Raw genomic sequence first — 21,904 nt, 5'->3', positions numbered from 1 at the left:
CGCCACCATTCGGTCGGCTTCACCGGGAGAGCCGTGACCCGGACGAGTCCCCTGCCGTTCACCTGAGTGGCGGAAAGCCTGGACGGTCCAGCCGCCGCACCCCCCTGCCCTCCGGGGCGATCCACCGGCCGCCCAGCACGTCCGAGGCACACCGAGCGCAGAAGAAGCCAGCCCATGCACCAGCAGCCGACTCCGCCCTCCACCGCCGGCGAACGTCCGTCCCGGAGCAGGCCCGAGCCGTTCCTGACGGACGGCGCAGGCCCCCGCACACCGAGGGCAGCCGACTTTCGACCGACCTCCTGCGCGGACATCCGTCCCCTCGCCCCGGCCGCCCAGGGCAGCCCCCCGTCCGCCGTCACTTCCCGGCCTCGCCGTCCCGCCGCGGCTGCGCCGCCCCGTACACCTCCGGTCAGCCGCCCGGTGCCGGAGTTGCCGCCCACACACGACGCGCTGATGTGCGTGGCCCTGCCCGGCCTCGCCATCTCCGGCGAGTCGGGGCAGTTGGCAGGCCGGGGACTGGACGGGTTCTACCGGGGCGGCAGGCGGCTGCTGTCCCGGTGCCAGGTCCGCGTGGCAGGCCGTGAACCGCTGCCGGTGCAGGCCAGGATGACCGGAGCCGACAGCGCCCGCTTCGTGGGGACGCTGCGCACTTCAGCAGCGGCCGGCCCCGACCCCGATGTCGTCGTCGAACGGACACGTCACGCCGACGGAACCGAAAGGATCACACTTCGCAGCGCGGCCCCGCGTCCGCTGCGCCTGCCCGTCGAGGTCGCCTTCGGCACCGACCTGGCGGAACTCGGCGCCATCGCCGCCGGTGCGGCAGGCCCCGAACTCCCGGCCAGCGTCCACGACTCGGGTCTGCGCTGGGCCAAGGCCGACGTCGCCGCCTGCGTCACCGCCGACCCGCCGCCCGCCGATGCCCTGGCGTCCGCCGGACTGCTGCGCTGGGAGCTGGAACTGCCACCGGGCGGGACGGCTGCCGTGGAGCTGCGGGTCCGGCCCGAGGGCGCCGGCCCCCTGCGGGCCGCGGGACACGCCGCCACCAGCCCTGTGACCCCCGCCCGGGCGGCCGGCGACGACCCCCGGGTGGGCCCGCTGCTGCACTCGGCCGTCGCCGACCTCCAGGCACTGCTCCTGCGCGACCCGGCACACCCCTCCGACACCTACCTCGCGGCGGGCGCCCCCTGGCGCTGCGGAATGGCCCCGGCCGAGGCGCTCGCCGCCGCCCGCATGACGCTGCCCCTGGGCACTCGCCTCGCCGCGGGCACCCTGCGCACCCTGGCCCGTACCCAGCTCCCGGGTCCGGGTCCCCGGGCCGGCCTGATCCCCGGCCCCCGACGCGACGCCGGCCCGCATCTCCCGCCGAGTTGCACCGCGACGGAGGCCACACTGCTCTTCCCCGTCCTGCTCGCCGAGGCCCGCCGCTGGGGGCTGTCCGAACAGGAGACACGGGAACTGCTCCCCTCGGCCGAGCGCTGCCTGACCTGGCTGCGGACCACCGTCCGCGACGGCACCTACCTCTCCGACCCGCACCCCGCAGGACCGGCCCGCTGCGAGACCCAGACTCACGCGCATCGCGCCGCCCTGCTCGGTGCCGACCTTCTGGACGCCTACGACAGACCGGGCGCCACGGAATTGCGTCAGTGGGCCCAGACCCTGCGGTCGGCCTTCCGGGCCGACTTCTGGGTGGAGGACCGCAGTGGTGGGCGCCCGGCCATGGCCCTGACGCCGGACGGCCGGCCCGTGCCCCACCTGGCCGCCACCGCCGTCCACCTCCTCGACACCGGGCTGCTCGGCGCCGGCATGTTCGCCCCGGGCCTGCTCGACAAGGTGCACACCGCACACCTCGCCCGACTGCTTGCCACCCCCGCCATGGACGCGGGCTGGGGACTGCGCGGCCTCGGCACCAAGGAGGCGGGCCACAATCCGTTCGGCCACCGGACCGGGGCCGTGCGCGTCCAGGAGACGGCGCTCGCGGTCGCCGGACTGGCGGCGGCCGGATACGAGAAGGAGGCGGCCGGACTGCTGAACGGGCTGCTGGACGCGGCGGAACACTTCGGCCACCGGCTGCCCGAGATGTTCGCCGGGGAACAGCGTTCCGCCGGCACCGCGCCCCTCCCGCACCCCGCCGCCTGCCGTCCGGCGGCCACCGCCGCGGCCTCCGTGGTCCTGCTGCTCACCGTCCTCGCGGGCATCCGTCCCGACGCCCCCGCCCGCACCGTCACCCTGCGCCCCGTCCGCAGCGCCCCGCTCGGCGAACTCGGACTCAGCGGCCTGCGCGTCGCGGGCGCCCCTTTCGCCGTGCGGATCAGCCGACTGGGACTGGCCATGGTGGAAGAGGCGGCGGACGGCCTGCAACTGGGAGCGTGACACCCGCGGAACAGGCGGTGACCTCGTACGACGGCACTGGATCGACGGACGGAGAGCCGGTTCCGCGCCCTGTTCCGGAGCCAAGCGGAATCGCCATCGGTGCGACCGGCGAAGGGAGTGTTTATCGTCAGGAAGACGACTATGATCGCGGCATGCCCTACGACCCGTCAGCCTTTCCGCCCTTCGCCGTCACCGTGGATCTGGTCGTGCTGACCGTGCGCCGCCATTCCCTGTGCGCGCTGGCGGTCCGCAGGGGCGAGCCCCCGTTCCAGGGGCGCTGGGCGCTGCCCGGCGGCTTCGTACGGGCCGACGAGGATCTGTCCCAGGCGGCGGCGCGCGAGCTGGCCGAGGAGACCGGGCTGTGCGCCCACGATCCCTCGGTCCCGGCTCAGGACAACGGAGCCCACCTGGAACAGCTCGCCACCTACGGTGACCCCAAGCGGGACCCGCGTATGCGCGTGGTCAGCGTCGCGCATCTCGCGCTCGCGCCCGACCTGCCCGCACCGCGCGCCGGCGGTGACGCCAGCAACGCGCGCTGGGCTCCGGTCGAGGAACTGCTCCAGCAGGGTGGATACGGCCGCGACGGCGAACCCGTGGCGCCACTCGCCTTCGACCACGCGCAGATCCTCGCCGACGGAGTGGAACGCGCCCGCTCCAAGATCGAGTACTCGTCGCTGGCCACCGCCTTCTGCCCGCCCGAATTCACCGTCGGAGAGCTGCGCCGGGTGTACGAGGCGGTGTGGGGCGTGGCCCTCGACCCGCGCAACTTCCACCGCAAGGTCACCGGAACACCCGGCTTCCTCGTCCCCACAGGGGGTACGACCACACGCCAGGGCGGCAGGCCGGCCCAGCTCTTCCGGGCCGGCGGCGCCACCCTGCTCAACCCGCCGATGCTGCGCCCCGAGGTGTGAGACGGGGCGGCGGGCCCGCCTGCGCGGCCGTACTGAGCCCCGAGTCCATCGAAGCCCCGAGTCCATCGAACGGCGTACAAGATCGGAGCTAGACCACGCGGCATGTTTGCGCAAGTCGCCTTATACCGGGAAAACCAGACATGTAGCGCTATCTTGCTTCAGGTGATCCAGGCCTTCGGACTGACCAGCAATCCCCGCAAGGCGCATCCGCCCGCTGTCGACGACATCTCCTTCGAAGCGCGCGCCGGGCATGTCACCGCGCTCCTCGGGGCCGCCGGTGCGGGCAAGACGACGGCGCTCAAACTCATGCTTGAGCTCCAACCCGGGCTCGGCATCACCTACTTCAAAGGGCGGCCCCTGCACCGGATCGCACATCCGTCGCGGGAAGTCGGCGTACTCCTCGGCGACGTACCGGGCCACCCGTCCCGCTCGGTCCGGGGTCATCTGCGCATGCTGTGCGCGGCGTCGGGAGTCCCCGCGCGGCGGGCCGACGAGGTCCTCGAAGCGGTGGGTCTCGTCAGCCTCCGCGAGGAACGCCTCGGCACGCTGTCGCGCGGCATGGACCGCAGACTCGGCCTGGCCTGCGCCCTGCTGCCCGACCCGCACACGCTCGTCCTCGACGAACCCGCCGACGGTCTCTCCGCCCGTGAGGCCCAGTGGCTGCACAGCATGCTGCGGGCCCACGCCGTCCAGGGCGGCACGGTGCTCTTCACCACGGCCGACACCAAGGAGGCCGCACGCACCGCCGACCGGGTCGTCACGCTCGACGCCGGCAGAGTCGTCGCGGACCAGGAAGCAAGGGCGTTCGCCCGCCACCGGCTTCGCCCCCGCGTGGCCGTCCGCAGCCCCCACGCCGTACGCCTCGCGGCCCTGCTCGCCAAGGACGCGCGCACCACTCGCCGCTCCGTCGAGGTCGTACGCGAGGGCGGCAACCGCCTGTCGGTGTACGGCACCACGACCGCCGACGTCGGCGAGATCGCGTTCCGCCACGGCATCCTCGTCCACCAACTGGCAGACGAGGTGGGTGACATGGGGCCGGGGGCCGGTACTGAGAGCGACGCGGGGGTGTGTTCCACCGAGCCCCTCCCGGCGGTCCCGGACTCGTCGCCGGCGGCCCGGGAGACCCGGCAGGACCACACCCCGGCGGAATCGGAACCGGCGGCGCCCGACGCTCCGTACGAGGAGCCGGAGCAGGCGTCGGCGGGCCCTTCGTGGGCGCGTCGCCGACGTACCGTGCCGGGCTGCCCGGCGCCGGAGCCCGCCCCGGGCTCCGCGCTCGAACCAGGCTCGGCCGCGCTCGGCGACTCGGCCGGGAACCCGGGTGAAACAGTGGACGAGTTGCCGACGGCGCCCGAACGCGCGAGGCCGGTGTCCGAGGAGACCGCACCGTTTGCCCTCCGCGCGGCGGACTCGCGCGCCACGGAGCCGCCGGTGGAGTCACGCGCCCCGGCGGCCGATGCGGCAACGGGCGAGGCCCGCGCGACAACCTCCGACCGATCCGCGCCCGAGCCGGACACCGCGGCGTCGGGGCACTCGCCGGTCGGCACGACCATCGCCGGGCAGCCTTCGGGACGGCGGGGACACACCCTCGACTCCTCGGCGCCGGAGCATGAGCGGGCCGTGCGTGGACTCTCCCCGGTCGGCGAAGGCCCATTGGCTCCCGGGCTCGCGGCGCGGGAGCGCGGGCGGACCGCCGACGGCGAGCGGACTGCGTCCGGCCGCGGCCTCGACCAAGGCGGCGCGGCGGAACGTCCGCTGGTCGTCTCCGGCGCTACGGCGCACGACGCGCCGTCGGCCGGCGCAGCCGCCGACGATACCCGTGGCCACGGCGGGGTCACCGCGTCCGGCGAGAAGAACACGGCCGGTGCCGACACCGGTGATACGCACGCCAGGGCCACCGGCGGCCGGTCCACCGACCCGGCGGCCACCCCGGACTCCGGCCTCGGCGGAGTCGCCACGGCTTCCGAACCGCAGACCGGACGTACCCGCACGCCCACGGCGACCGTCGCCGGCACCCGTACCCTCCTGCCCGGGGCCAGGAATCCGGCCGCCCGGCAGCAGCGGACCGGCCGGGCAGCCCGGACCGAAGGTGTCCGCTCCTTCCCCGCCGCCTCCGCCCTCCCACCCCCGATCTCCGTCCGCCCCGCCCGCAGCCCCCTCCGCCCCCTGCGCTACGAGATCCGGCGCGCCGGCGGAATCGGCACCGGTTTCCTCACCTGCGGTGCCGTACTGGTGGTGTCCGCGCTCATCGCCGTACTCCTGGCGCGGCTCGGTCACACCCCGCAGGCGCGGCTGTTCGCGGCGTGGCCGCGGGAGCTGCCGCTGCCGCCCGCGGCGCTCGCGGCGGGACTGCTCGGTGCGCTGGCCTTCGGGGACGAGTTCCGCCACCCCGCCCTGGCGGCGGACCGCGGCACCGTGCCCCGCCGGCTGGGGCTGCTCACCGCGAAACTGCTCGTCTCCGGAGCCACCGCGATGCTGCTCGCCTTCCTCACCGTGGGCTGCGACGCCGAAGTGCTCTACATCGTCTACGGACGGGAGCTGACGCACGTTCCCGCGGACTGGCTCTCGCTGACCGCGAGTTGGTTCGGGCTGGTCGTCGGTTGTGCCTGGGCCGGTGTGCTGGCGGCCGGTGTGTTCCGGTCCACGACGGCCGGACTGGCCGCCGTCCTCGCCGTGCCCGTCCTCGTCGTGCCCCTCGTGCACAAGGCGATGCAGGGTCCGGCCGTACGGATGGCGGCCGACTTCCCGGTGCGGATGCGGGAGGTCTTCCTGCTGCGGTGGCCCTTCGGAGGGGAGCGGTACCTGGTCGCGGCCGTGCGGGTCCTGGCCCAACCTGTCGGGGGTGCGCTGGCGTTGTCGCTGCTTGCACTGCTGTGCGCGTACCTGCTCACAGCGCTGCGCACCCGGTTCCGATGACAACCGTCCGTACGTTTTCGTTCTCGCTGTGTGCACAACTCCTCGACGAAGGCCCATTTCTTTTCGATAAGGCGTCAATTGCGACGCCGTGAGCGATCACCCTTTCGTGTGCTTTTCACCAAAGACCTCAAGGGAGTTGAAGGCGGCGCCGACAAAGGATCCGTGAGTACCCTTGCGCACACCATGATGACCGCCGCCCGCTCCACAGACTCCGGTCTGGCCGGCCCGGGCGAACTCGACCGCTACCCCTACGCCGAGGCCCCGGTGACCGACCGCGTCGGCGCACCTGCCTGGGACGGCGGGGACCCCGAGCTGGGCCGTGTCGGCAGGCGGGCCTCGGGCAGCCGCGGACGCGGACTGCACGGCCAACTCGTACAGCAGCTGGGACAGATGATCGTCTCCGGTGACCTGGGCGCCGACCGTCCGCTGGTGCCGGAGGAGATCGGCCAGCGTTTCGAGGTCTCCCGCACCGTCGTCCGCGAGTCCCTCCGCGTCCTGGAGGCCAAGGGCCTGGTCAGTGCCCGCCCGAACGTCGGCACGCGCGTGCGTCCCGTCAGCGACTGGAACCTTCTCGACCCGGACATCATCGAGTGGCGGGCCTTCGGGCCGCAGCGCGACGACCAGCGCCGGGAACTGAGCGAGCTGCGCTGGACGATCGAGCCGCTCGCCGCCCGTCTCGCCGCCGGGCACGGACGCGAGGAGGTGCAGCAGCGCCTCTGCGACATGGTAGAGATCATGAGCCACGCGCTGGCCCAGGGCGACGCGCTCACCTACTCGCGCGCCGACACCGAGTTCCACACGCTGCTGATCCAGATCGCGGGCAACCGCATGCTGGAGCACCTGTCCGGCATCGTCTCGGCGGCGCTCCAGGTCTCCGGCGGCCCGGTCACCGGCTGTGACCGGCCGAACGAGGCGTCCCTCGCGCAGCACGCGCGGATCGTCGACGCGCTCGGTACCGGCGACGGCACGGCGGCGGAGACCGCCATGCGCCAGCTCCTCACCGTCCACCCCGAGGTGGAGCGCGTGGTCCCCGCCCCGCGCGAGCACTGATCTCGCGAGGAACGCGGTGCGGTCGCCGGTGTGCGGCGCTCTCGTGGTACTCGCGGTGGCACCAGGCCCGGGTACCGGCCGCCGCCGGACCCCGCCGGACCGTCTGGAGTCCGGCCGGGTCCGGCGGTGACGGGAACCTCTGGTCGTGGGTGCGGATGGTTCGAAGGCCAAGGACGATCTCGTTTGCACGTGTTTGACCGTCTTTGACTGCTTACGGGGTGTGACTCGGGCCACGCAGATTGGGCGTAACGCTCGTGGAGACAGCGCGATGACCTAAGAGGTGACAGCCGCGGAGGGAATACGGACGCCGAACCAGGCGCTGTGCATCTTCCCGGCCCCCGCCCGCGCCGTCGGCCCATCCCCAGGCCGGTGGTCGGCTCCTGTCCTCACTGGACGGTGCCGGAAGCCGTTTTCCAACGTTCCGAGAGGTTGTTCGTGTCGGCCAGCACATCCCGTACGCTCCCGCCGGAGATCGCCGAGTCCGTCTCTGTCATGGCGCTCATTGAGCGGGGAAAGGCTGAGGGGCAGATCGCCGGCGACGATGTGCGTCGGGCCTTCGAAGCTGACCAGATTCCGGCCACTCAGTGGAAGAACGTACTGCGCAGCCTCAACCAGATCCTTGAGGAAGAGGGTGTGACGCTGATGGTCAGTGCAGCAGAGCCCAAGCGCACCCGCAAGAGCGTCGCAGCGAAGAGCCCCGCCAAGCGCACCGCCACCAAGACGGTCGCGGCGAAGACGGTGACCACCCGTAAGGCCACCACGACCACGGCCGCCCCCGCGGCGCCCGCCGCAGCCGATTCCGCCGAAGAAGCCGCATCCGCCAAGAAGGCCGTCGCCAAGAAGGTGACCGCCAAGAAGACGGTCGCCAAGAAGGCCGTCGCGAAGAAGACGGCCGCCAAGAAGACCACGGCCAAGAAGGACGACGTCGAGCTCCTTGAGGACGAGGTTCTTGAGGACACCAAGGTCGCCGACGAGCCCGAGGGTGCCGAGAGCGCCGGCTTCGTCCTGTCCGACGAGGACGAGGACGACGCGCCCGCGCAGCAGGTCGCCGCGGCCGGTGCCACCGCGGACCCGGTCAAGGACTACCTGAAGCAGATCGGCAAGGTCCCCCTTCTCAACGCCGAGCAGGAGGTCGAGCTGGCCAAGCGCATCGAGGCGGGTCTGTTCGCCGAGGACAAGCTGGCGAACGCCGACAAGCTCGCCCCGAAGCTCAAGCGCGAGCTGGAGATCATCGCCGAGGACGGCCGCCGTGCCAAGAACCACCTCCTGGAGGCCAACCTCCGTCTGGTGGTCTCCCTGGCCAAGCGCTACACCGGCCGCGGCATGCTCTTCCTGGACCTCATCCAGGAGGGCAACCTCGGTCTGATCCGCGCGGTCGAGAAGTTCGACTACACCAAGGGCTACAAGTTCTCCACGTACGCCACCTGGTGGATCCGTCAGGCGATCACCCGCGCCATGGCCGACCAGGCCCGCACCATCCGTATCCCGGTGCACATGGTCGAGGTCATCAACAAGCTCGCGCGCGTGCAGCGCCAGATGCTCCAGGACCTGGGCCGCGAGCCCACCCCGGAGGAGCTGGCCAAGGAGCTCGACATGACCCCGGAGAAGGTCATCGAGGTCCAGAAGTACGGCCGTGAGCCCATCTCGCTGCACACCCCGCTGGGCGAGGACGGCGACAGCGAGTTCGGTGACCTCATCGAGGACTCCGAGGCCGTCGTCCCGGCCGACGCGGTCAGCTTCACGCTCCTGCAGGAGCAGCTGCACTCCGTGCTGGACACCCTGTCCGAGCGCGAGGCGGGCGTCGTCTCCATGCGCTTCGGTCTCACCGACGGTCAGCCGAAGACCCTCGACGAGATCGGCAAGGTGTACGGCGTGACGCGTGAGCGCATCCGCCAGATCGAGTCCAAGACCATGTCGAAGCTGCGCCACCCGTCGCGTTCCCAGGTGCTGCGCGACTACCTCGACTAGGTCGCGGTCGTACGACGGCGAAGGCCCGGTCCCCTCGCGGGAGCCGGGCCTTCGTGCTGCGCGCTTTGGTGTTGTGGATCACTCTGGGTGTCCCAGGAGGACCCAGAGTGAGGAGCATGCATGCGCCGTTCCGTTGTCCGGGCACTGATCCGGCCGCTGGCCCTGGCGGCCACCGTGACCGCGATACCCCTGGTGAGCGCTGCTCCCGCCGTCTCCGACAGCGTAGTGGTCGGAGGGTTCCCGATCGACGTCTCCCAGGCTCCGTGGACGGTGGCGCTGGCCAGCCGTGACCGGTTCGGAGGTATGCGGGCGGGCCAGTTCTGCGGCGCCGTGGCCGTCGGGCGCACCACCGTGGTCACCGCGGCCCACTGTCTGTCCGAGGAGGCCCTCGGGACACCGCCGAACCGTGTGCGTGACCTCAAGGTCATCGCGGGCCGCACCGACCTGCTCTCGGGGCAGGGCGACGAGATCGCCGTACGGGAGGTCCGGCTCAATCCCGCGTACGACGTCACGACCCATTCAGGGGACTTCGCGGTCCTCGGGCTCGCCGGACCGCTGCCGCAGAGCGCGGTCGTCGCCATGGCGGGCGCGGATGATCCGGCGTACGCACCGGGCACGCGGGCCCTGGTGTCCGGGTGGGGGGACACGACGGGCGCAGGGTCCTACGCCCACCGGCTCCATGCCGCACGCGTACGCGTCCTGCCCGACGAGATGTGTGCCCGCGCCTTTCCGGGTGGCCCCGACGGCGCCTACCGGGCCGCCACCATGCTCTGTGCCGGTGAGGCCGGCGGAGGCCCCGACGCCTGCCAGGGGGACAGCGGCGGCCCTCTGGTGGCCGGGGGACGGCTGATCGGCCTCGTGTCGTGGGGGAGCGGCTGTGGACGGCCGGGGCTTCCCGGGGTCTACACGCGCGTCTCCGAGATCGTACGAGCCCTGCGGCCGGCCGCGGGGACCCAGCCTTCCGGGCGCTCGTGAGCGAGCGTCCGCGGGTATGAGCACGGGCGGCCACTCCTGGTGAGGAGCGGCCGCCCGTTCACCGGCCTGTGCCGGGGCTGGCTCGTCGTGGTGCGAGATTCAGCGCTCTTCGTCGGAAGCGGTGTTCGGAGCGGACGTCAGCCGCTCCGTCTCGTCCTGTATCTCAGCGGCGATCTTCTTGAGTTCCGGCTCGAACTTGCGACCGTGGTGGGCGCAGAAGAGCAGTTCTCCGCCGCTGAGCAGGACGACGCGCAGGTATGCCTGGGCGCCGCAGCGGTCGCAGCGATCGGCGGCCGTCAACGGGCTCGCGGGGGTCAGAACAGTAGTCACGTCGCCTCTTCTCTAGCTCGACGAGCTGTCGTACCAGGGTCAACATCCAACCAGCCCGAAAACGTTCCCGCTCGTGGCTTTTCCTCGAAAAAATCTTTCGGGGCGGCTGTCTGCTGCCGGTTGGCGGCGAATGTGCCGTATTGCGTCTCTTGTATGCGTACGGGTTCGCGCTGTCTTGCTGTCTCGGTCCTCCCGGCCGGGTTGCCGGTTGTTCATGAGGACGTGCCCGGAGCCTAAATGGTTCATGCCTCGAAGGGAACGTGATGTGTGCTTCACTCCAACGAGGGATCGAACAGGCATGCGAGCCTGGACTAGTGTGAGGTGCCGACGAGGGTGGCGTTACACCGGCTCTACCAGGGCTCGGTACCCTCTGTGCGGCGACCGAAGCCGCCCCCTTACCCAAAGGGGGGCCATCTGAAATTCAGCGAGGAGCGAACCGCGTGACCGCCGATACGTCCGTGCCGTCCACAGCGCTGCTGGCAGGAGCAGACCGGGACGGCTCCAACTACACCGCGCGGCACCTGCTCGTCCTTGAGGGTCTTGAGGCCGTGCGCAAGCGCCCCGGCATGTACATCGGCTCGACCGACAGCCGCGGTCTGATGCACTGCCTGTGGGAGATCATCGACAACTCGGTGGACGAAGCCCTGGGCGGTTACTGCGACCACATCGAGGTGATCCTCCACGACGACGGCTCCGTGGAGGTGCGCGACAACGGCCGCGGCATCCCCGTGGACGTGGAACCGAAGACCGGCCTGTCCGGCGTCGAGGTCGTCATGACCAAGCTGCACGCCGGCGGCAAGTTCGGCGGCGGCTCGTACGCGGCCTCCGGCGGTCTGCACGGCGTCGGTGCCTCCGTGGTCAACGCCCTCTCGGCCCGTCTCGACGTCGAGGTGGACCGCGGTGGCCACACCCACGCCATCAGCTTCCGGCGCGGCGTGCCCGGAGCCTTCTCCGCCGAGGGTGCCGACGCGAAGTTCGAGGCCAAGAGCGGTCTGCGCAAGGCCAAGAAGATCCCCAAGACGCGCACCGGCACGCGCGTGCGTTACTGGGCCGACCGGCAGATCTTCCTCAAGGACGCCAAGCTGTCCCTGGAGAACCTGCACCAGCGGGCCCGGCAGACCGCGTTCCTGGTGCCCGGCCTGACCATCGTCGTCCGTGACGAGTTCGGCCTGGGCGAGGGCGGCAGCAAGGGCGAGGAGTCGTTCCGCTTCGACGGCGGTATCAGCGAGTTCTGCGAGTACCTGGCGAACGACAGGGCGATCTGCGACGTCCTCCGCTTCTCGGGCAGGGGCACCTTCAAGGAGACCGTCCCGGTTCTGGACGAACACGGTCAGATGACCCCCACCGAGGTCACCCGTGAGCTGGGTGTCGACGTCGCGATGCGGTGGGGCACGGGCTACGACACGACCGTCAGGTCGTTCGTCAACATCATCGCCACCCCCAAGGGCGGCACCCACGTCGCCGGGTTCGAGCAGGCCCTCACCCAGACGCTGAACGATGTGCTGCGCGCCAAGAAGATGCTGCGCGTGGCCGAGGACAACATCGTCAAGGACGACGCACTGGAGGGCCTCACCGCCGTCGTCACCGTCCGGCTGGCCGAGCCGCAGTTCGAGGGCCAGACCAAGGAGGTCCTCGGTACCTCGGCGGCCCGCCGCATCGTGAACAGCGTGATCAGCAAGGAACTGAAGGCGTTCCTCACGGCCACCAAGCGCGATGCCGCCGCCCAGGCCCGGGTGGTCATGGAGAAGGTGGTCGCGGCCGCCCGCACCCGGGTCGCGGCCCGCCAGCACAAGGACGCCCAGCGCCGCAAGACGGCCCTGGAGTCCTCGTCCCTGCCGGCCAAGCTCGCCGACTGCCGCAGCGACGACGTCGACCGCAGCGAGCTGTTCATCGTCGAGGGCGACTCCGCGCTCGGCACGGCGAAGCTGGCGCGGAACTCCGAGTTCCAGGCCCTGCTGCCGATCCGCGGCAAGATCCTCAACGTGCAGCGGTCGTCGGTCACCGACATGCTCAAGAACGCCGAGTGCGGCGCGATCATCCAGGTCATAGGAGCGGGCTCGGGCCGCACCTTCGACATCGACCAGGCCCGCTACGGCAAGATCATCATGATGACCGACGCCGATGTGGACGGCTCCCACATCCGCTGTCTGCTGCTCACGCTGTTCCAGCGCTACATGCGGCCCATGGTCGAGGCCGGCCGGGTCTTCGCCGCGGTGCCGCCGCTGCACCGCATCGAGCTGATCCAGCCGAAGAAGGGGCAGGAGAAGTACGTCTACACGTACTCCGACCGCGAGCTGCGCGACAAGCTCATGGAGTTCCAGAGCAAGGGCGTCCGGTACAAGGACTCCATCCAGCGCTACAAGGGTCTGGGCGAGATGGACGCCGACCAGCTGGCCGAGACCACGATGGACCCGCGCCACCGCACCCTGCGCCGCATCAACCTCTCCGACCTGGAGGCCGCCGAACAGGTCTTCGACCTGCTGATGGGCAACGACGTGGCACCCCGCAAGGAGTTCATCTCCAGCTCGGCGGCGACGCTGGACCGGTCACGCATCGACGCGTAGCCGCTGCGCCGGGCTTTGACGGACGGGGGCGGGGGCTCGGCTGACGGGGGTGGTGTCCCGGGGTGAGGGCTGGTGCCTCGGGGGAGGGCTTCCGTGTGGCGTCCGTTGTCGGGAGGGGCGATGGCGTAGGCGGGGCTCGCTTGGAGGCGGGTCCCGCCGGGCAGGCGGGGAGGGGGCGGCAGTCGGGGGTTTCCGGGTCGCAGCCGAGCGGACGCCCGCCGGGGCATTTCGGGGTGAGCCGGGGCCGGACGGTGTGAGTGGCCGGCGCGGGCGGCGGGGTGTCCGCTGTCGCCAGCTCGCGGCGGCCAGCCCGCCAGTGGCCCCGCCTGCCCTGGCCTGCCGTCCCGCACCACCGTCGCCCCGATCCCACCCCTGACAGCCACCCCCCATCAGCCCCCCATTCGCCCCTGAGGGTCTCTCCACCCCTGGGTGGAGGTCGGCCGGTTCCAGGTTCCACCCGTGATCCACCCGGGATCCGATCCCCTGGCCTGCGGACTTCCGTAGCTTCGAAGGCGTCGGCAGCACTCGCTTCCGATACCGCCCTCTCGCTCACGGAGGTCCAGATGGCCGGGCTCGTCAACGTGCTGGTGACCGTTGCCGTGGTCGCCATAGTGATCGCGCGGCAGTTCCGCGCCCGGGCGATCGACACGGACCGGCGCTGGTGGCTGCTGCCCGTGATCCTGGCCGTCGTCTCACTGCGCGAGCCCGGCATCCTCGACGCCCACCATCGCGCCGAATCCGCCGTACTGCTCGTGGTGGAGCTGTTCATCGGCCTGGTCACCGGCGTCGGCTGGGGCTGGACCACCCGTATCTGGATCGCGCCGGACGGCGTCGTATGGACCAAGAGCAGCAAGGCGAGCGGCGCTGTATGGATCGTGGGCATAGCCCTGCGAGCAGGCGTCTTCGCCCTCGGCTCCGTTCTCGGCGTGCGTCAGGACAGCTCCGCGCTGATGCTCGGCCTCGCCGGCACCCTGTTGGTCCGCGGCGGGATCCTGACCTGGCGGGCCCAGTCCGTCGGCGCCCCGAGCCACCCCACCACTGGCCACCCCACCAAGGGCCGCCCCGCTCCGGCGTACGGTGACGACGAGCGGCCGGCGTGGAAGGAGCGCGTGTGACAGAGAACGCCTGGACACGCTGGCCGTCACGCGAAGCGCTCGGCCGTTCGGGAACCACCTGTCCCCGGCGCATGCTCGTCTGGGTCGTCCGACTGCTCGTGCTGGCGGTGCTCTTGTGGGGCGCCTTCAGCCAGAGGAACGTCGGTCTGTGGGAGGCACTCGCGGCAGCGGTGGGGATCCTCCTCGCCGGCCTCGTCTCCTGGACCTTCTTCCGGACCACCTACGAGCACCGGCTGGTGCCCTCCCTCGCGCTCATGGGCGTGCTCCTGGGCATCGCGGTCGCCGCGGAGGCCACGGGGTTCACAGGGCCGGCCCTGGTGATCTGGTGCGGCTGTGGAGTCGGCGCGCTGGAGCGGCTGCCGCTAGGGGCCGCGGTCCCCGTCGCGTCGGTGGCGCTGGCCTCGTACTCCGCGTTCACCAACGACGTCTGGCTGACCACGGCGGCCACTGTGGCCGGCATGGCCCTCGCCGGGTACGTCCTGCGGCTGGACGCGGAAGCCCGGGCCAGCGCGCAGCGTCTTCTCGCCCAGGAGCGCGCCGCCCGCGCGGCCGAGGCGGAGTCCGCCGCACTGGCCGAGCGCGCCCGCATCGCACGGGAGATCCACGACGTGCTGGCGCACAGCCTCTCGGCGCAGCTCGTGCACCTGGAGGCGGCCCGGCTGCTGATCGAGAACGGCGCGGATCGCGAGCGGATCCTGGAACGGGTGGTGGCCGCCCGGGGCATGGCTCGCGACGGCCTCGCCGAGACCCGGCAGGCGCTGTCCGCGCTGCGGGGCGAGCTGACCCCGCTGGAGGACTTCCTCGCCGAACTCGTCAGCACGGCCGACGGCGCCGAGGTCACCGTCACAGGTGAACGCAGCCCCCTGCCGGCCGAGGCGTCCCAGGCGGTGCGGCGGGTCGCCCAGGAAGCGCTGACGAACGTCCGCAAGCACGCGCAGGGCGCCAAAGTGACCGTGCGGCTCGACTACAGCGAGCACGAAGTGACGCTGCATGTACGGGATTCGGGCGGCGAAGCGAGCGAACTGAACGGATCCGGAGGTGGATACGGTCTGCTGGGCATGCGTGAGCGCGCCGAACTGCTGGGCGGTTCGCTGGACGCGGGACCGGACGAGGAGGGGTTCGTGGTGACGCTGAAGGTGCCCGTATGACGGAGACGGAAGGGGAGAGGAAGCCCGCGCGGGTGGTGGTGGCCGACGATCAGACCGTGGTCCGTGAAGGCATCGTGATGTTGCTCGGGCTGTTGCCCGGCGTGGAGGTCGTCGGGGCCGCGGGAGACGGGGAGGAGGCGGTGCGGCTGGTCGGGGAACTCGCCCCGGACGTCGTGCTGATGGACCTCAGGATGCCCCGCTGCGACGGCGTGGAGGCCACCCGACGGATCCGGGCGCAGTACCCGGGCACGCAGGTCGTGGTGCTCACCACCTACGCGGACGACGATTCGCTGTTCCCCGCGCTCCGGGCCGGCGCCCGGGGTTACCTGACCAAGGACGCGGGCGGAGACGAGATCGTCCGTGCCGTGCACAGTGTGCTCTCGGGGGACGCGGGGCTGTCGCCGAGTGTCCAGCGACGGTTGCTGGAGAGGCTGTCGCAGGCCGAGCCCGTGCCGGTGCCCGCGGCCGGCGAGTCACCCGACGGGCTGACCACGCGCGAGACCGAGGTCCTGGTGCTGATCGGCGAAGGTCTCACCAATCAGGAGATCGCCCGCCGGCTGCATGTGTCGACCGCGACCGTGAAGACCCACATCAACAACCTCTTTGCCAAGACGGGTCTCAAGGACCGGGCGCAGGCCGTGCGGTATGCCTACAGCAAGGGGCTGGTGCGGCCACCCACGGGGTGAATCACCTGATGGGGTGAAGAGCCGGAGGAAGAAGAGTCAGGGAACTTCCTGTTCTGTCCATCCTTGGGCATGCAGTCAAGCAACGGTCGTCATCGTGGAGTCGGGGACGGTCCCGAGAGATCGGCCGGGAATCAGGAAGACGACGGCGCGTCCTCCCGCGACGTGGCACCCGAGGACCCTTGGTACGACACGTCGGCCTCGGGCTGGGGCGAGCTGGACGGTGCGGGCATGCCGGCGCCGGCCGTGCCGCCCGCGCGTGCCGAGCCCGGCGCGGCGGCGGCGCGCGCCCGCGATGTGTACGTCGAGGTGCAGCGGAGCGAGGCGTTCCAGGAGGTGCGCGGAAGGTACCGGCGGTTCGTGGTGCCCGGGGTCACGGCCTTCCTGGTGTGGTACGTGGCGTACGTGGTCGCCGCCACGACCGCGCCGGGACTCATGGCCCGGCCCGTGGTGGGGGCGGTGAACGTGGCGATGCTCGCGGGGCTCGGGCAGTTCCTCACCACGTTCCTGTTCACCTGGGCCTACGCCCGGCACGCGCGGCTGCGCCGGGACCGGGCCGCGCTGGAGCTGCGCTGGGACACCCAGGAGCTGGCCCGCGGAGCGCAGGGAGGGGCCTCGTGACCGGTGATCATCAAACGCCGGCGTTGCTGCTGTTCAGCGGGTTCGTGGCGGTCACCCTCGCGATCACGACGTGGGTGAGCCGCAGGCGGCACGGTTCGGCGGAGGAGTTCTACGCGGGCGGGCGGCTGTTCTCCCCGATGGAGAATGGTTTTGCCATCGCGGGCGACTACATGTCGGCGGCTTCCTTCCTGGGGATCAGCGGGCTCATCGCGCTGTACGGGTACGACGGGCTGCTGTACGGGGTGGGGTTCCTCGTCGCGTGGCTGGTCGTGCTGTTCCTGGTGGCGGAACTGGTGCGCAACTGCGGGCGGTTCACGCTGGCCGACGTGGTGGCCGCCCGGATGAGCGAGCGGCCGGTGCGGATCGCCGCGGGAACGTCCTCGGTCACGGTGTCCGTGCTGTATCTGGTGGCGCAGATGGTCGGCGCGGGCAGTCTGGTGGCGTTGCTGCTGGGGCGGACGAGCGGCGCGGCCCAGGCATGGACGGTCATCGGTGTCGGCGCGCTCATGGTGATCTATGTGTCGTTGGGAGGGATGAGGGCCACCACCTGGATCCAGATCGTGAAGGCGGTCCTGCTGCTGAGCGGCACGGTCGTGCTGACCGTCCTGGTCCTGCTGCGCTTCCACGGCGATGTCGACCGGCTGCTGCTCACGGCGGCGGAGCGCAGCGGCCATGGCCGGGCGTTCCTCGCGCCGGGGCTGAAGTACGGCGGCGACTGGAACGCCCGGTTGGACTTCATCAGCCTGGGGCTGGCGCTGGTGCTGGGCACGGCCGGGCTGCCGCACATCCTGGCCCGCTTCTACACCGTGCCGACCGCGCGGGCCGCCCGCCGCTCCGCGGTGTGGTCCATTGGCCTGATCGGCAGCTTCTACCTGATGACGATCGTCCTCGGCTTCGGGGCGGCGGCGGTGGTGGGGCCGGGGGCCGTACGCGGATCCAACGCGGCAGGGAACACGGCGGTGCCCCTCCTCGCCCTCGACCTCGGCGGCGGAGCGGGCTCGACCGGGGGCACCGTGCTGTTCGCGGTGGTCGCCGCAGTGGCCTTCGCCACGATCCTCGCGGTGGTCGCGGGCATCACGCTCGCCTCGTCGGCCTCGGTGGCCCACGACCTCTACGCGTCACTGCGCCGACGGCGCGGCAAGCACCGCAGCGAGGTGGCCGTGGCCCGGTGCGCGGCCGTCGGCATCGGGGTCGTGGCGATCGGGCTCGGCCTGCTGGCCCGTGATCTCAATGTCGCCTTCCTCGTCGGCCTCGCCTTCGCGGTCGCCGCCTCGGCGAACCTGCCGGTCCTGCTCTACTCCCTGTTCTGGCGCGGCTTCACCACGCGGGGCGCGGTGTGGGCGGTGTACGGGGGGCTGCTCCCGGCGATCGGGCTCGTGCTGCTCTCCCCGGTGGTGTCCGGCAGCCCGGAATCCCTGTTCCCCGGCGTCGACTTCCAGTACTTCCCGCTGGAGAACCCGGGCATCGTCTCCATCCCGCTCGGCTTCCTCGCCGGCTGGCTGGGCACGGTGACCTCGGACGAGGTTCCGGACGAGGCCAAGTACGCCGAGACGGAGGTGCGTTCGCTGACCGGGGCCGGGGCCGTGTAGCCGGGCCGGGACCCCGTTACGGCGCCACCCAGGCGTACCGGTGTTCCGGGCGGCCGGTGTCGCCGTACTTCAGGGAGAGGCGGAGACGGCCCGCCTGTTCGAGGTGGCGGAGATAGCGCTGGGCGGTGGAGCGGCTCAGGCCCGTGCGGGCGGCCACCTCGTGGGCCGAGAGCGGATGGTCGGAGCGGTGCAGGACACCGCAGATGAGGTCGGTCGTGGGCTCGGAGTGGCCGCTCGGCAGGCCGGGCGCGGAAGGGGCGGGGGCGGTGCGCAGGGCGCCGAAGATCCGGTCGACCTGTTCCTGGCCCGTCAGGCCCCGGCCGCCCACCCGGTCGACCGTGCGGCGCAGGGCGGCGTAGGAGTCCAGGCGGGTGCGCAGCGCGGCGAAGGTGAACGGCTTGACCAGGTAGTGCAGGGCGCCCAGGCGCATCGCCTGCTGGACGGTCGTCACATCGCTGGCCGCCGTGATCATGATGACGTCGGTGCCGTGACCTTGCTCGCGCATGCGGTGCACGAGTTCGAGGCCGGTCTGGTCCGGCAGGTAGTGGTCGAGCAGTACCAGGTCGATGGAGCCGCGTTCCACGGCGGCCAGGGCCTGGGCGGCGCTGTGCGCGCGGGCGGCCACCCGGAAGCCGGGAACCTTTCCCACGTACTTGGCGTTGATCTCAGCGACACGGAAGTCGTCGTCGACCACCAGGACGTCAATCATCAGGCCTCTCCTTACAAGGCCGGCGAGCGTTCAGCCCGTGTTTCGGCTCCGCAGTTCTAGCGCGAGCAAAACGAGCACAACAGGTTCTTGCGAGCAAAAGAACGGCTTGTGCTCACAAGGCTCCTGCTGTGGCCGGGGCCACACCTACCGTCCCGGCCCATGAGCGCACACACCAGCCCCGCCATCGAGCTGCGGGGCGCGAGCAAGACCTTCAGAACCCCGTCCGGGGGACTGCACACGGCGGTGCGCGGCCTGGACCTCACCGTGGAGCGCGGCGAGTTCGTGGCCGTCGTAGGACCGACCGGATGCGGCAAGTCCACGACGCTGACCCTGGTCAGCGGCCTGGAGGAGCCCACCGAGGGCGAGGTGTTGGTGGCCGGGGAACCGGTCGACGGGGTCGGCGACAAGGTCGGCTTCGTCTTCCAGCAGGACGCCACCTTCCCTTGGCGGACCGTGCTGTCGAACGTCATGGCGGGCCCGCGTTTCCGGGGCGTGCCCAAGGCGGAGGCCAAGCAGAGGGCCCGCGACTGGCTGGCCCGGGTGGGGCTCGCCGCCTTCGAGGACCGGTATCCGCACCAGCTCTCCGGGGGCCAGCGCAAGCGGGTCGCCCTGGCGGCCACCTTCGTCAACGACCCCGAGATCCTGCTGATGGACGAGCCGTTCTCGGCGCTCGACGTGCAGACCCGCGCGCTGATGTCGGACGAGCTGCTGGAGCTGTGGGAGGGCACCGGCGCCTCCGTCGTCTTCGTCACCCACGACCTGGAGGAGTCCATCGCGCTGGCCGACAAGGTCGTCGTGATGACCGCCGGACCAGCGACCGTGAAGCAGGTCTTCGACATCGACCTGCCCCGCCCGCGCAAGGTCGAGTCGGTGCGCCTGGAGCCGCGGTTCATCGAGATCTACCGCGAGATCTGGGAGTCCCTCGGCGAAGAGGTCCGCATCACCCGTGAGAGGGGTGCCGCCCATGTCGCCTGAGGTCCTCAGCACCCCGGTCGTGGACACCGTCAAGACACCCGATCGCGCGCAGACCCGCGCGCAGGCCGCGCGCCGGCGCAAGCTCTTCGTCAACGCCGTGCGCGTGGTGCTCCTGGTGGCCGTCCTCGGACTGTGGGAGGCACTGTCCCGCGCCAAGGTCATCGACCCGTTCAACTTCTCGATGCCCTCGAAGATCTGGGACCAGATCTGGACCTGGGTGACCCACGGGACAGCGCTCGGCTCCCTGGGCGAGCAGATCTGGTACACGCTGTACGAGGCCCTGCTCGGCTGGGTCATCGGCGTGGTCGCCGGTGTGTTGCTCGGCATCGCGCTCGGGCGGATCAGATTGCTCGCCGAGGTTCTTGGTCCATACATCAAGGTGCTCAACTCGATTCCCAGGATCGTGCTGGCGCCCATCTTCCTGATCTGGTTCGGTCTCGGACCGTCCTCCAAGGTGGCCTCCGCCGTCGTACTCGTCTTCTTCCCGGTGTTCTTCAACGCCTTCCAGGGCGCCCGCGAAGTGGACCGCAACCTGGTGGCGAACGCCCGCATCCTGGGCGCGAGCGACCGCAGAGTGACCCTCCAGGTGGTCATCCCGTCGGCCACCTCCTGGATCTTCACCAGCCTGCACGTCAGCTTCGGCTTCGCGCTCATCGGCGCCATCGTCGGCGAGTACATCGGCGCGACCAAGGGCATCGGCCTGCTCGTCTCGCAGTCGCAGAACACCTTCAACGCCGCCGGCGTGTACGCCGCGATGGTCATCCTCGCCGTCGTCGCCCTCGTCGCCGAGGGGCTGCTGACCTTCGCCGAGCGCCGCATCTTCCGCTGGAAGCCCACCGGTTCCGACGACTGACCGGCCTCCTCGCCACCCCCCGCTCCTTCCCGCACCGCCCTCTCACAAGGACGTGAACCCGCATGCGCAAGACCGCCAGATACGCCTCCCTGGCCGCCACCGGACTGCTCGCCCTCTCCTCGCTCACCGCCTGCGCCAACGACGCGGCGAGCTCCACGGCCGACGCCGGCAGCGGTGGGGGCGGCGGAAAGGGGGAGACCGTCAAGATCATGGTCGGTGGCCTGGACAAGGTCATCTACCTGCCCGCGATGCTCACCCAGCGCCTCGGCTACTTCCAGGCGGAGGGGCTGAACGTCCAGCTCCTCAGTGAGCCCGCCGGGGTCCAGGCCGAGACCGCGCTCGTCTCCGGGCAGGTGCAGGGAGCGGTCGGGTTCTACGACCACACCCTGGACCTCCAGGTGAAGGGCAAGTCGGTGGAGTCGGTCGTGCAGTTCTCGCACGCGCCCGGCGAGGTCGAGGTCGTCTCGAACAAGGCCGCCGGCGACCTCACCTCGCCCAAGGACTTCAAGGGCCGCAAGCTGGGCGTGACCGGGCTCGGTTCCTCGACCGACTTCCTCACCAAGTACCTGGCGGTCAAGAACGGAGTGAAGATCAGCGACTTCACGCCGGTCGCGGTGGGGGCCGGACCCACGTTCATCGCGGCGCTCCAGAAGGGCGCGATCGACGGCGGCATGACCACCGACCCGACCGTCGCGACGATCCTGGACAAGAAGGCCGGCAAGATCCTCATCGACATGCGCACCCCCGAGGGCTCGCAGGAAGCGCTGGGCGGCCCGTACCCCTCGTCAAGTCTGTACATGCAGACGGACTGGGTGAACGGGCACAAGGAGACCGTCCAGAAGATGGTCAATGCATTCGTCAAGACGCTCAAGTGGATGTCCACGCACAGCGCCGACGAGATCGCCGCCAAGATGCCCGCCGACTACTCCCAGGGCAACAAGGCGCTGTACGCGCAGGCCATCAAGAGCACCCTTCCGATGTTCACCGACGACGGCGTGATGCCCCAGGGCGGCCCCGAGACCGTCGAGAAGGTCCTCAAGGCGTTCAACCCCAACATCAAGAACGCGAAGGTCGACTTGAGCAAGACGTACACGACGGAGTTCGTCAAGGCGGTCAAGTGACCGCCG

General features: G+C 71.0%; 17 protein-coding genes. 15 read left to right on the top strand and 2 right to left on the bottom strand.

The features are described from left to right. The first annotated feature begins 453 nt into the window (after window positions 1-453). The 6 genes from IE273_RS06105 to IE273_RS06080 all read left to right on the top strand — a co-directional run bounded on the left by IE273_RS06105 (window position 454) and on the right by IE273_RS06080 (window position 10,190). Window positions 454-2,370, top strand: a complete 1,917-nt coding sequence (locus IE273_RS06105) for a glycogen debranching N-terminal domain-containing protein (RefSeq protein WP_189814190.1) — start codon at window positions 454-456, stop codon at window positions 2,368-2,370. A gap of 152 nt (window positions 2,371-2,522) precedes the next feature. Further along, window positions 2,523-3,281 (top strand): NUDIX hydrolase, encoded by a 759-nt coding sequence (locus IE273_RS06100; protein ID WP_014675471.1) that lies wholly within the window; start codon window positions 2,523-2,525, stop codon window positions 3,279-3,281. Between the two features lie 162 nt (window positions 3,282-3,443). After that, window positions 3,444-6,197 carry an ATP-binding cassette domain-containing protein gene (locus IE273_RS06095; RefSeq protein WP_189814094.1) on the top strand — a complete coding sequence of 918 codons (2,754 nt, stop codon included), beginning with the start codon at window positions 3,444-3,446 and terminating at the stop codon, window positions 6,195-6,197. A 162-nt stretch (window positions 6,198-6,359) separates the two neighbouring features. After that, on the top strand, window positions 6,360-7,247 hold the full coding sequence (locus IE273_RS06090; protein ID WP_189814093.1) for a FadR/GntR family transcriptional regulator: 888 nt from the start codon (window positions 6,360-6,362) through the stop codon (window positions 7,245-7,247). A gap of 435 nt (window positions 7,248-7,682) precedes the next feature. Beyond that, window positions 7,683-9,215 carry an RNA polymerase sigma factor gene (locus IE273_RS06085; RefSeq protein ID WP_189814092.1) on the top strand — a complete coding sequence of 511 codons (1,533 nt, stop codon included), beginning with the start codon at window positions 7,683-7,685 and terminating at the stop codon, window positions 9,213-9,215. 120 nt (window positions 9,216-9,335) lie between these two features. Continuing rightward, complete coding sequence (locus IE273_RS06080; RefSeq protein WP_189814091.1) at window positions 9,336-10,190, top strand: serine protease; 855 nt, start codon at window positions 9,336-9,338, stop codon at window positions 10,188-10,190. A gap of 99 nt (window positions 10,191-10,289) precedes the next feature. On the opposite strand, the gene IE273_RS06075 is transcribed toward IE273_RS06080, so the two are convergent. After that, the gene (locus IE273_RS06075) at window positions 10,290-10,520 is read right to left on the bottom strand and encodes a DUF7455 domain-containing protein (protein WP_053655192.1); all 231 of its coding nucleotides are present in this window, start codon (window positions 10,518-10,520) and stop codon (window positions 10,290-10,292) included. 440 nt (window positions 10,521-10,960) lie between these two features. Here IE273_RS06075 and IE273_RS06070 point away from each other — a divergent pair, with 440 nt between their 5' ends. The 6 genes from IE273_RS06070 to IE273_RS06045 all read left to right on the top strand — a co-directional run bounded on the left by IE273_RS06070 (window position 10,961) and on the right by IE273_RS06045 (window position 18,240). Next, the gene (locus tag IE273_RS06070; RefSeq protein WP_189814090.1) at window positions 10,961-13,084 is read left to right on the top strand and encodes a DNA gyrase/topoisomerase IV subunit B; all 2,124 of its coding nucleotides are present in this window, start codon (window positions 10,961-10,963) and stop codon (window positions 13,082-13,084) included. Window positions 13,085-13,647: 563 nt separating this feature from the next. Next, complete coding sequence (locus IE273_RS06065; RefSeq protein ID WP_189814089.1) at window positions 13,648-14,199, top strand: DUF1453 family protein; 552 nt, start codon at window positions 13,648-13,650, stop codon at window positions 14,197-14,199. Beyond that, on the top strand, window positions 14,196-15,347 hold the full coding sequence (locus tag IE273_RS06060) for a sensor histidine kinase (protein ID WP_189814088.1): 1,152 nt from the start codon (window positions 14,196-14,198) through the stop codon (window positions 15,345-15,347). The genes IE273_RS06065 and IE273_RS06060 overlap by 4 nt, the downstream gene beginning before the upstream one ends. Continuing rightward, a complete protein-coding gene (locus tag IE273_RS06055; protein WP_189814087.1) occupies window positions 15,344-16,033 on the top strand; it encodes a response regulator transcription factor in 690 nt (229 codons plus the stop codon). Before IE273_RS06060 ends, IE273_RS06055 begins: the two co-directional genes overlap by 4 nt. Window positions 16,034-16,195: 162 nt before the next feature. After that, the gene (locus IE273_RS06050; RefSeq protein ID WP_229887097.1) at window positions 16,196-16,651 is read left to right on the top strand and encodes a DUF485 domain-containing protein; all 456 of its coding nucleotides are present in this window, start codon (window positions 16,196-16,198) and stop codon (window positions 16,649-16,651) included. Beyond that, entirely contained in the window at window positions 16,648-18,240 is a 1,593-nt protein-coding gene (locus IE273_RS06045; RefSeq protein WP_189814085.1) for a monocarboxylic acid transporter, read from the top strand. Before IE273_RS06050 ends, IE273_RS06045 begins: the two co-directional genes overlap by 4 nt. A gap of 16 nt (window positions 18,241-18,256) precedes the next feature. On the opposite strand, the gene IE273_RS06040 is transcribed toward IE273_RS06045, so the two are convergent. Next, window positions 18,257-18,949 (bottom strand): response regulator, encoded by a 693-nt coding sequence (locus IE273_RS06040; protein WP_189814084.1) that lies wholly within the window; start codon window positions 18,947-18,949, stop codon window positions 18,257-18,259. 159 nt (window positions 18,950-19,108) lie between these two features. Between IE273_RS06040 and IE273_RS06035 the strand changes: the two genes are divergently transcribed. The 3 genes from IE273_RS06035 (at window position 19,109) to IE273_RS06025 (ending at window position 21,898) form a co-directional block, all read left to right on the top strand. After that, complete coding sequence (locus IE273_RS06035; RefSeq protein ID WP_014675484.1) at window positions 19,109-19,924, top strand: ABC transporter ATP-binding protein; 816 nt, start codon at window positions 19,109-19,111, stop codon at window positions 19,922-19,924. Next, window positions 19,914-20,777: an ABC transporter permease gene (locus tag IE273_RS06030; RefSeq protein WP_189814083.1), complete on the top strand. Its 864-nt coding sequence runs from the start codon at window positions 19,914-19,916 to the stop codon at window positions 20,775-20,777. Before IE273_RS06035 ends, IE273_RS06030 begins: the two co-directional genes overlap by 11 nt. Before the next feature lie 62 nt (window positions 20,778-20,839). Further along, window positions 20,840-21,898 carry an ABC transporter substrate-binding protein gene (locus IE273_RS06025; RefSeq protein ID WP_189814082.1) on the top strand — a complete coding sequence of 353 codons (1,059 nt, stop codon included), beginning with the start codon at window positions 20,840-20,842 and terminating at the stop codon, window positions 21,896-21,898. Window positions 21,899-21,904 lie beyond the last annotated feature (6 nt).

The organism is Streptomyces olivaceoviridis (genome assembly GCF_014650115.1).
GTDB classification, from domain to species: Bacteria; Actinomycetota; Actinomycetes; order Streptomycetales; family Streptomycetaceae; genus Streptomyces; species Streptomyces olivaceoviridis.
This window is presented reverse-complemented; position numbering and strand designations above follow the sequence as displayed.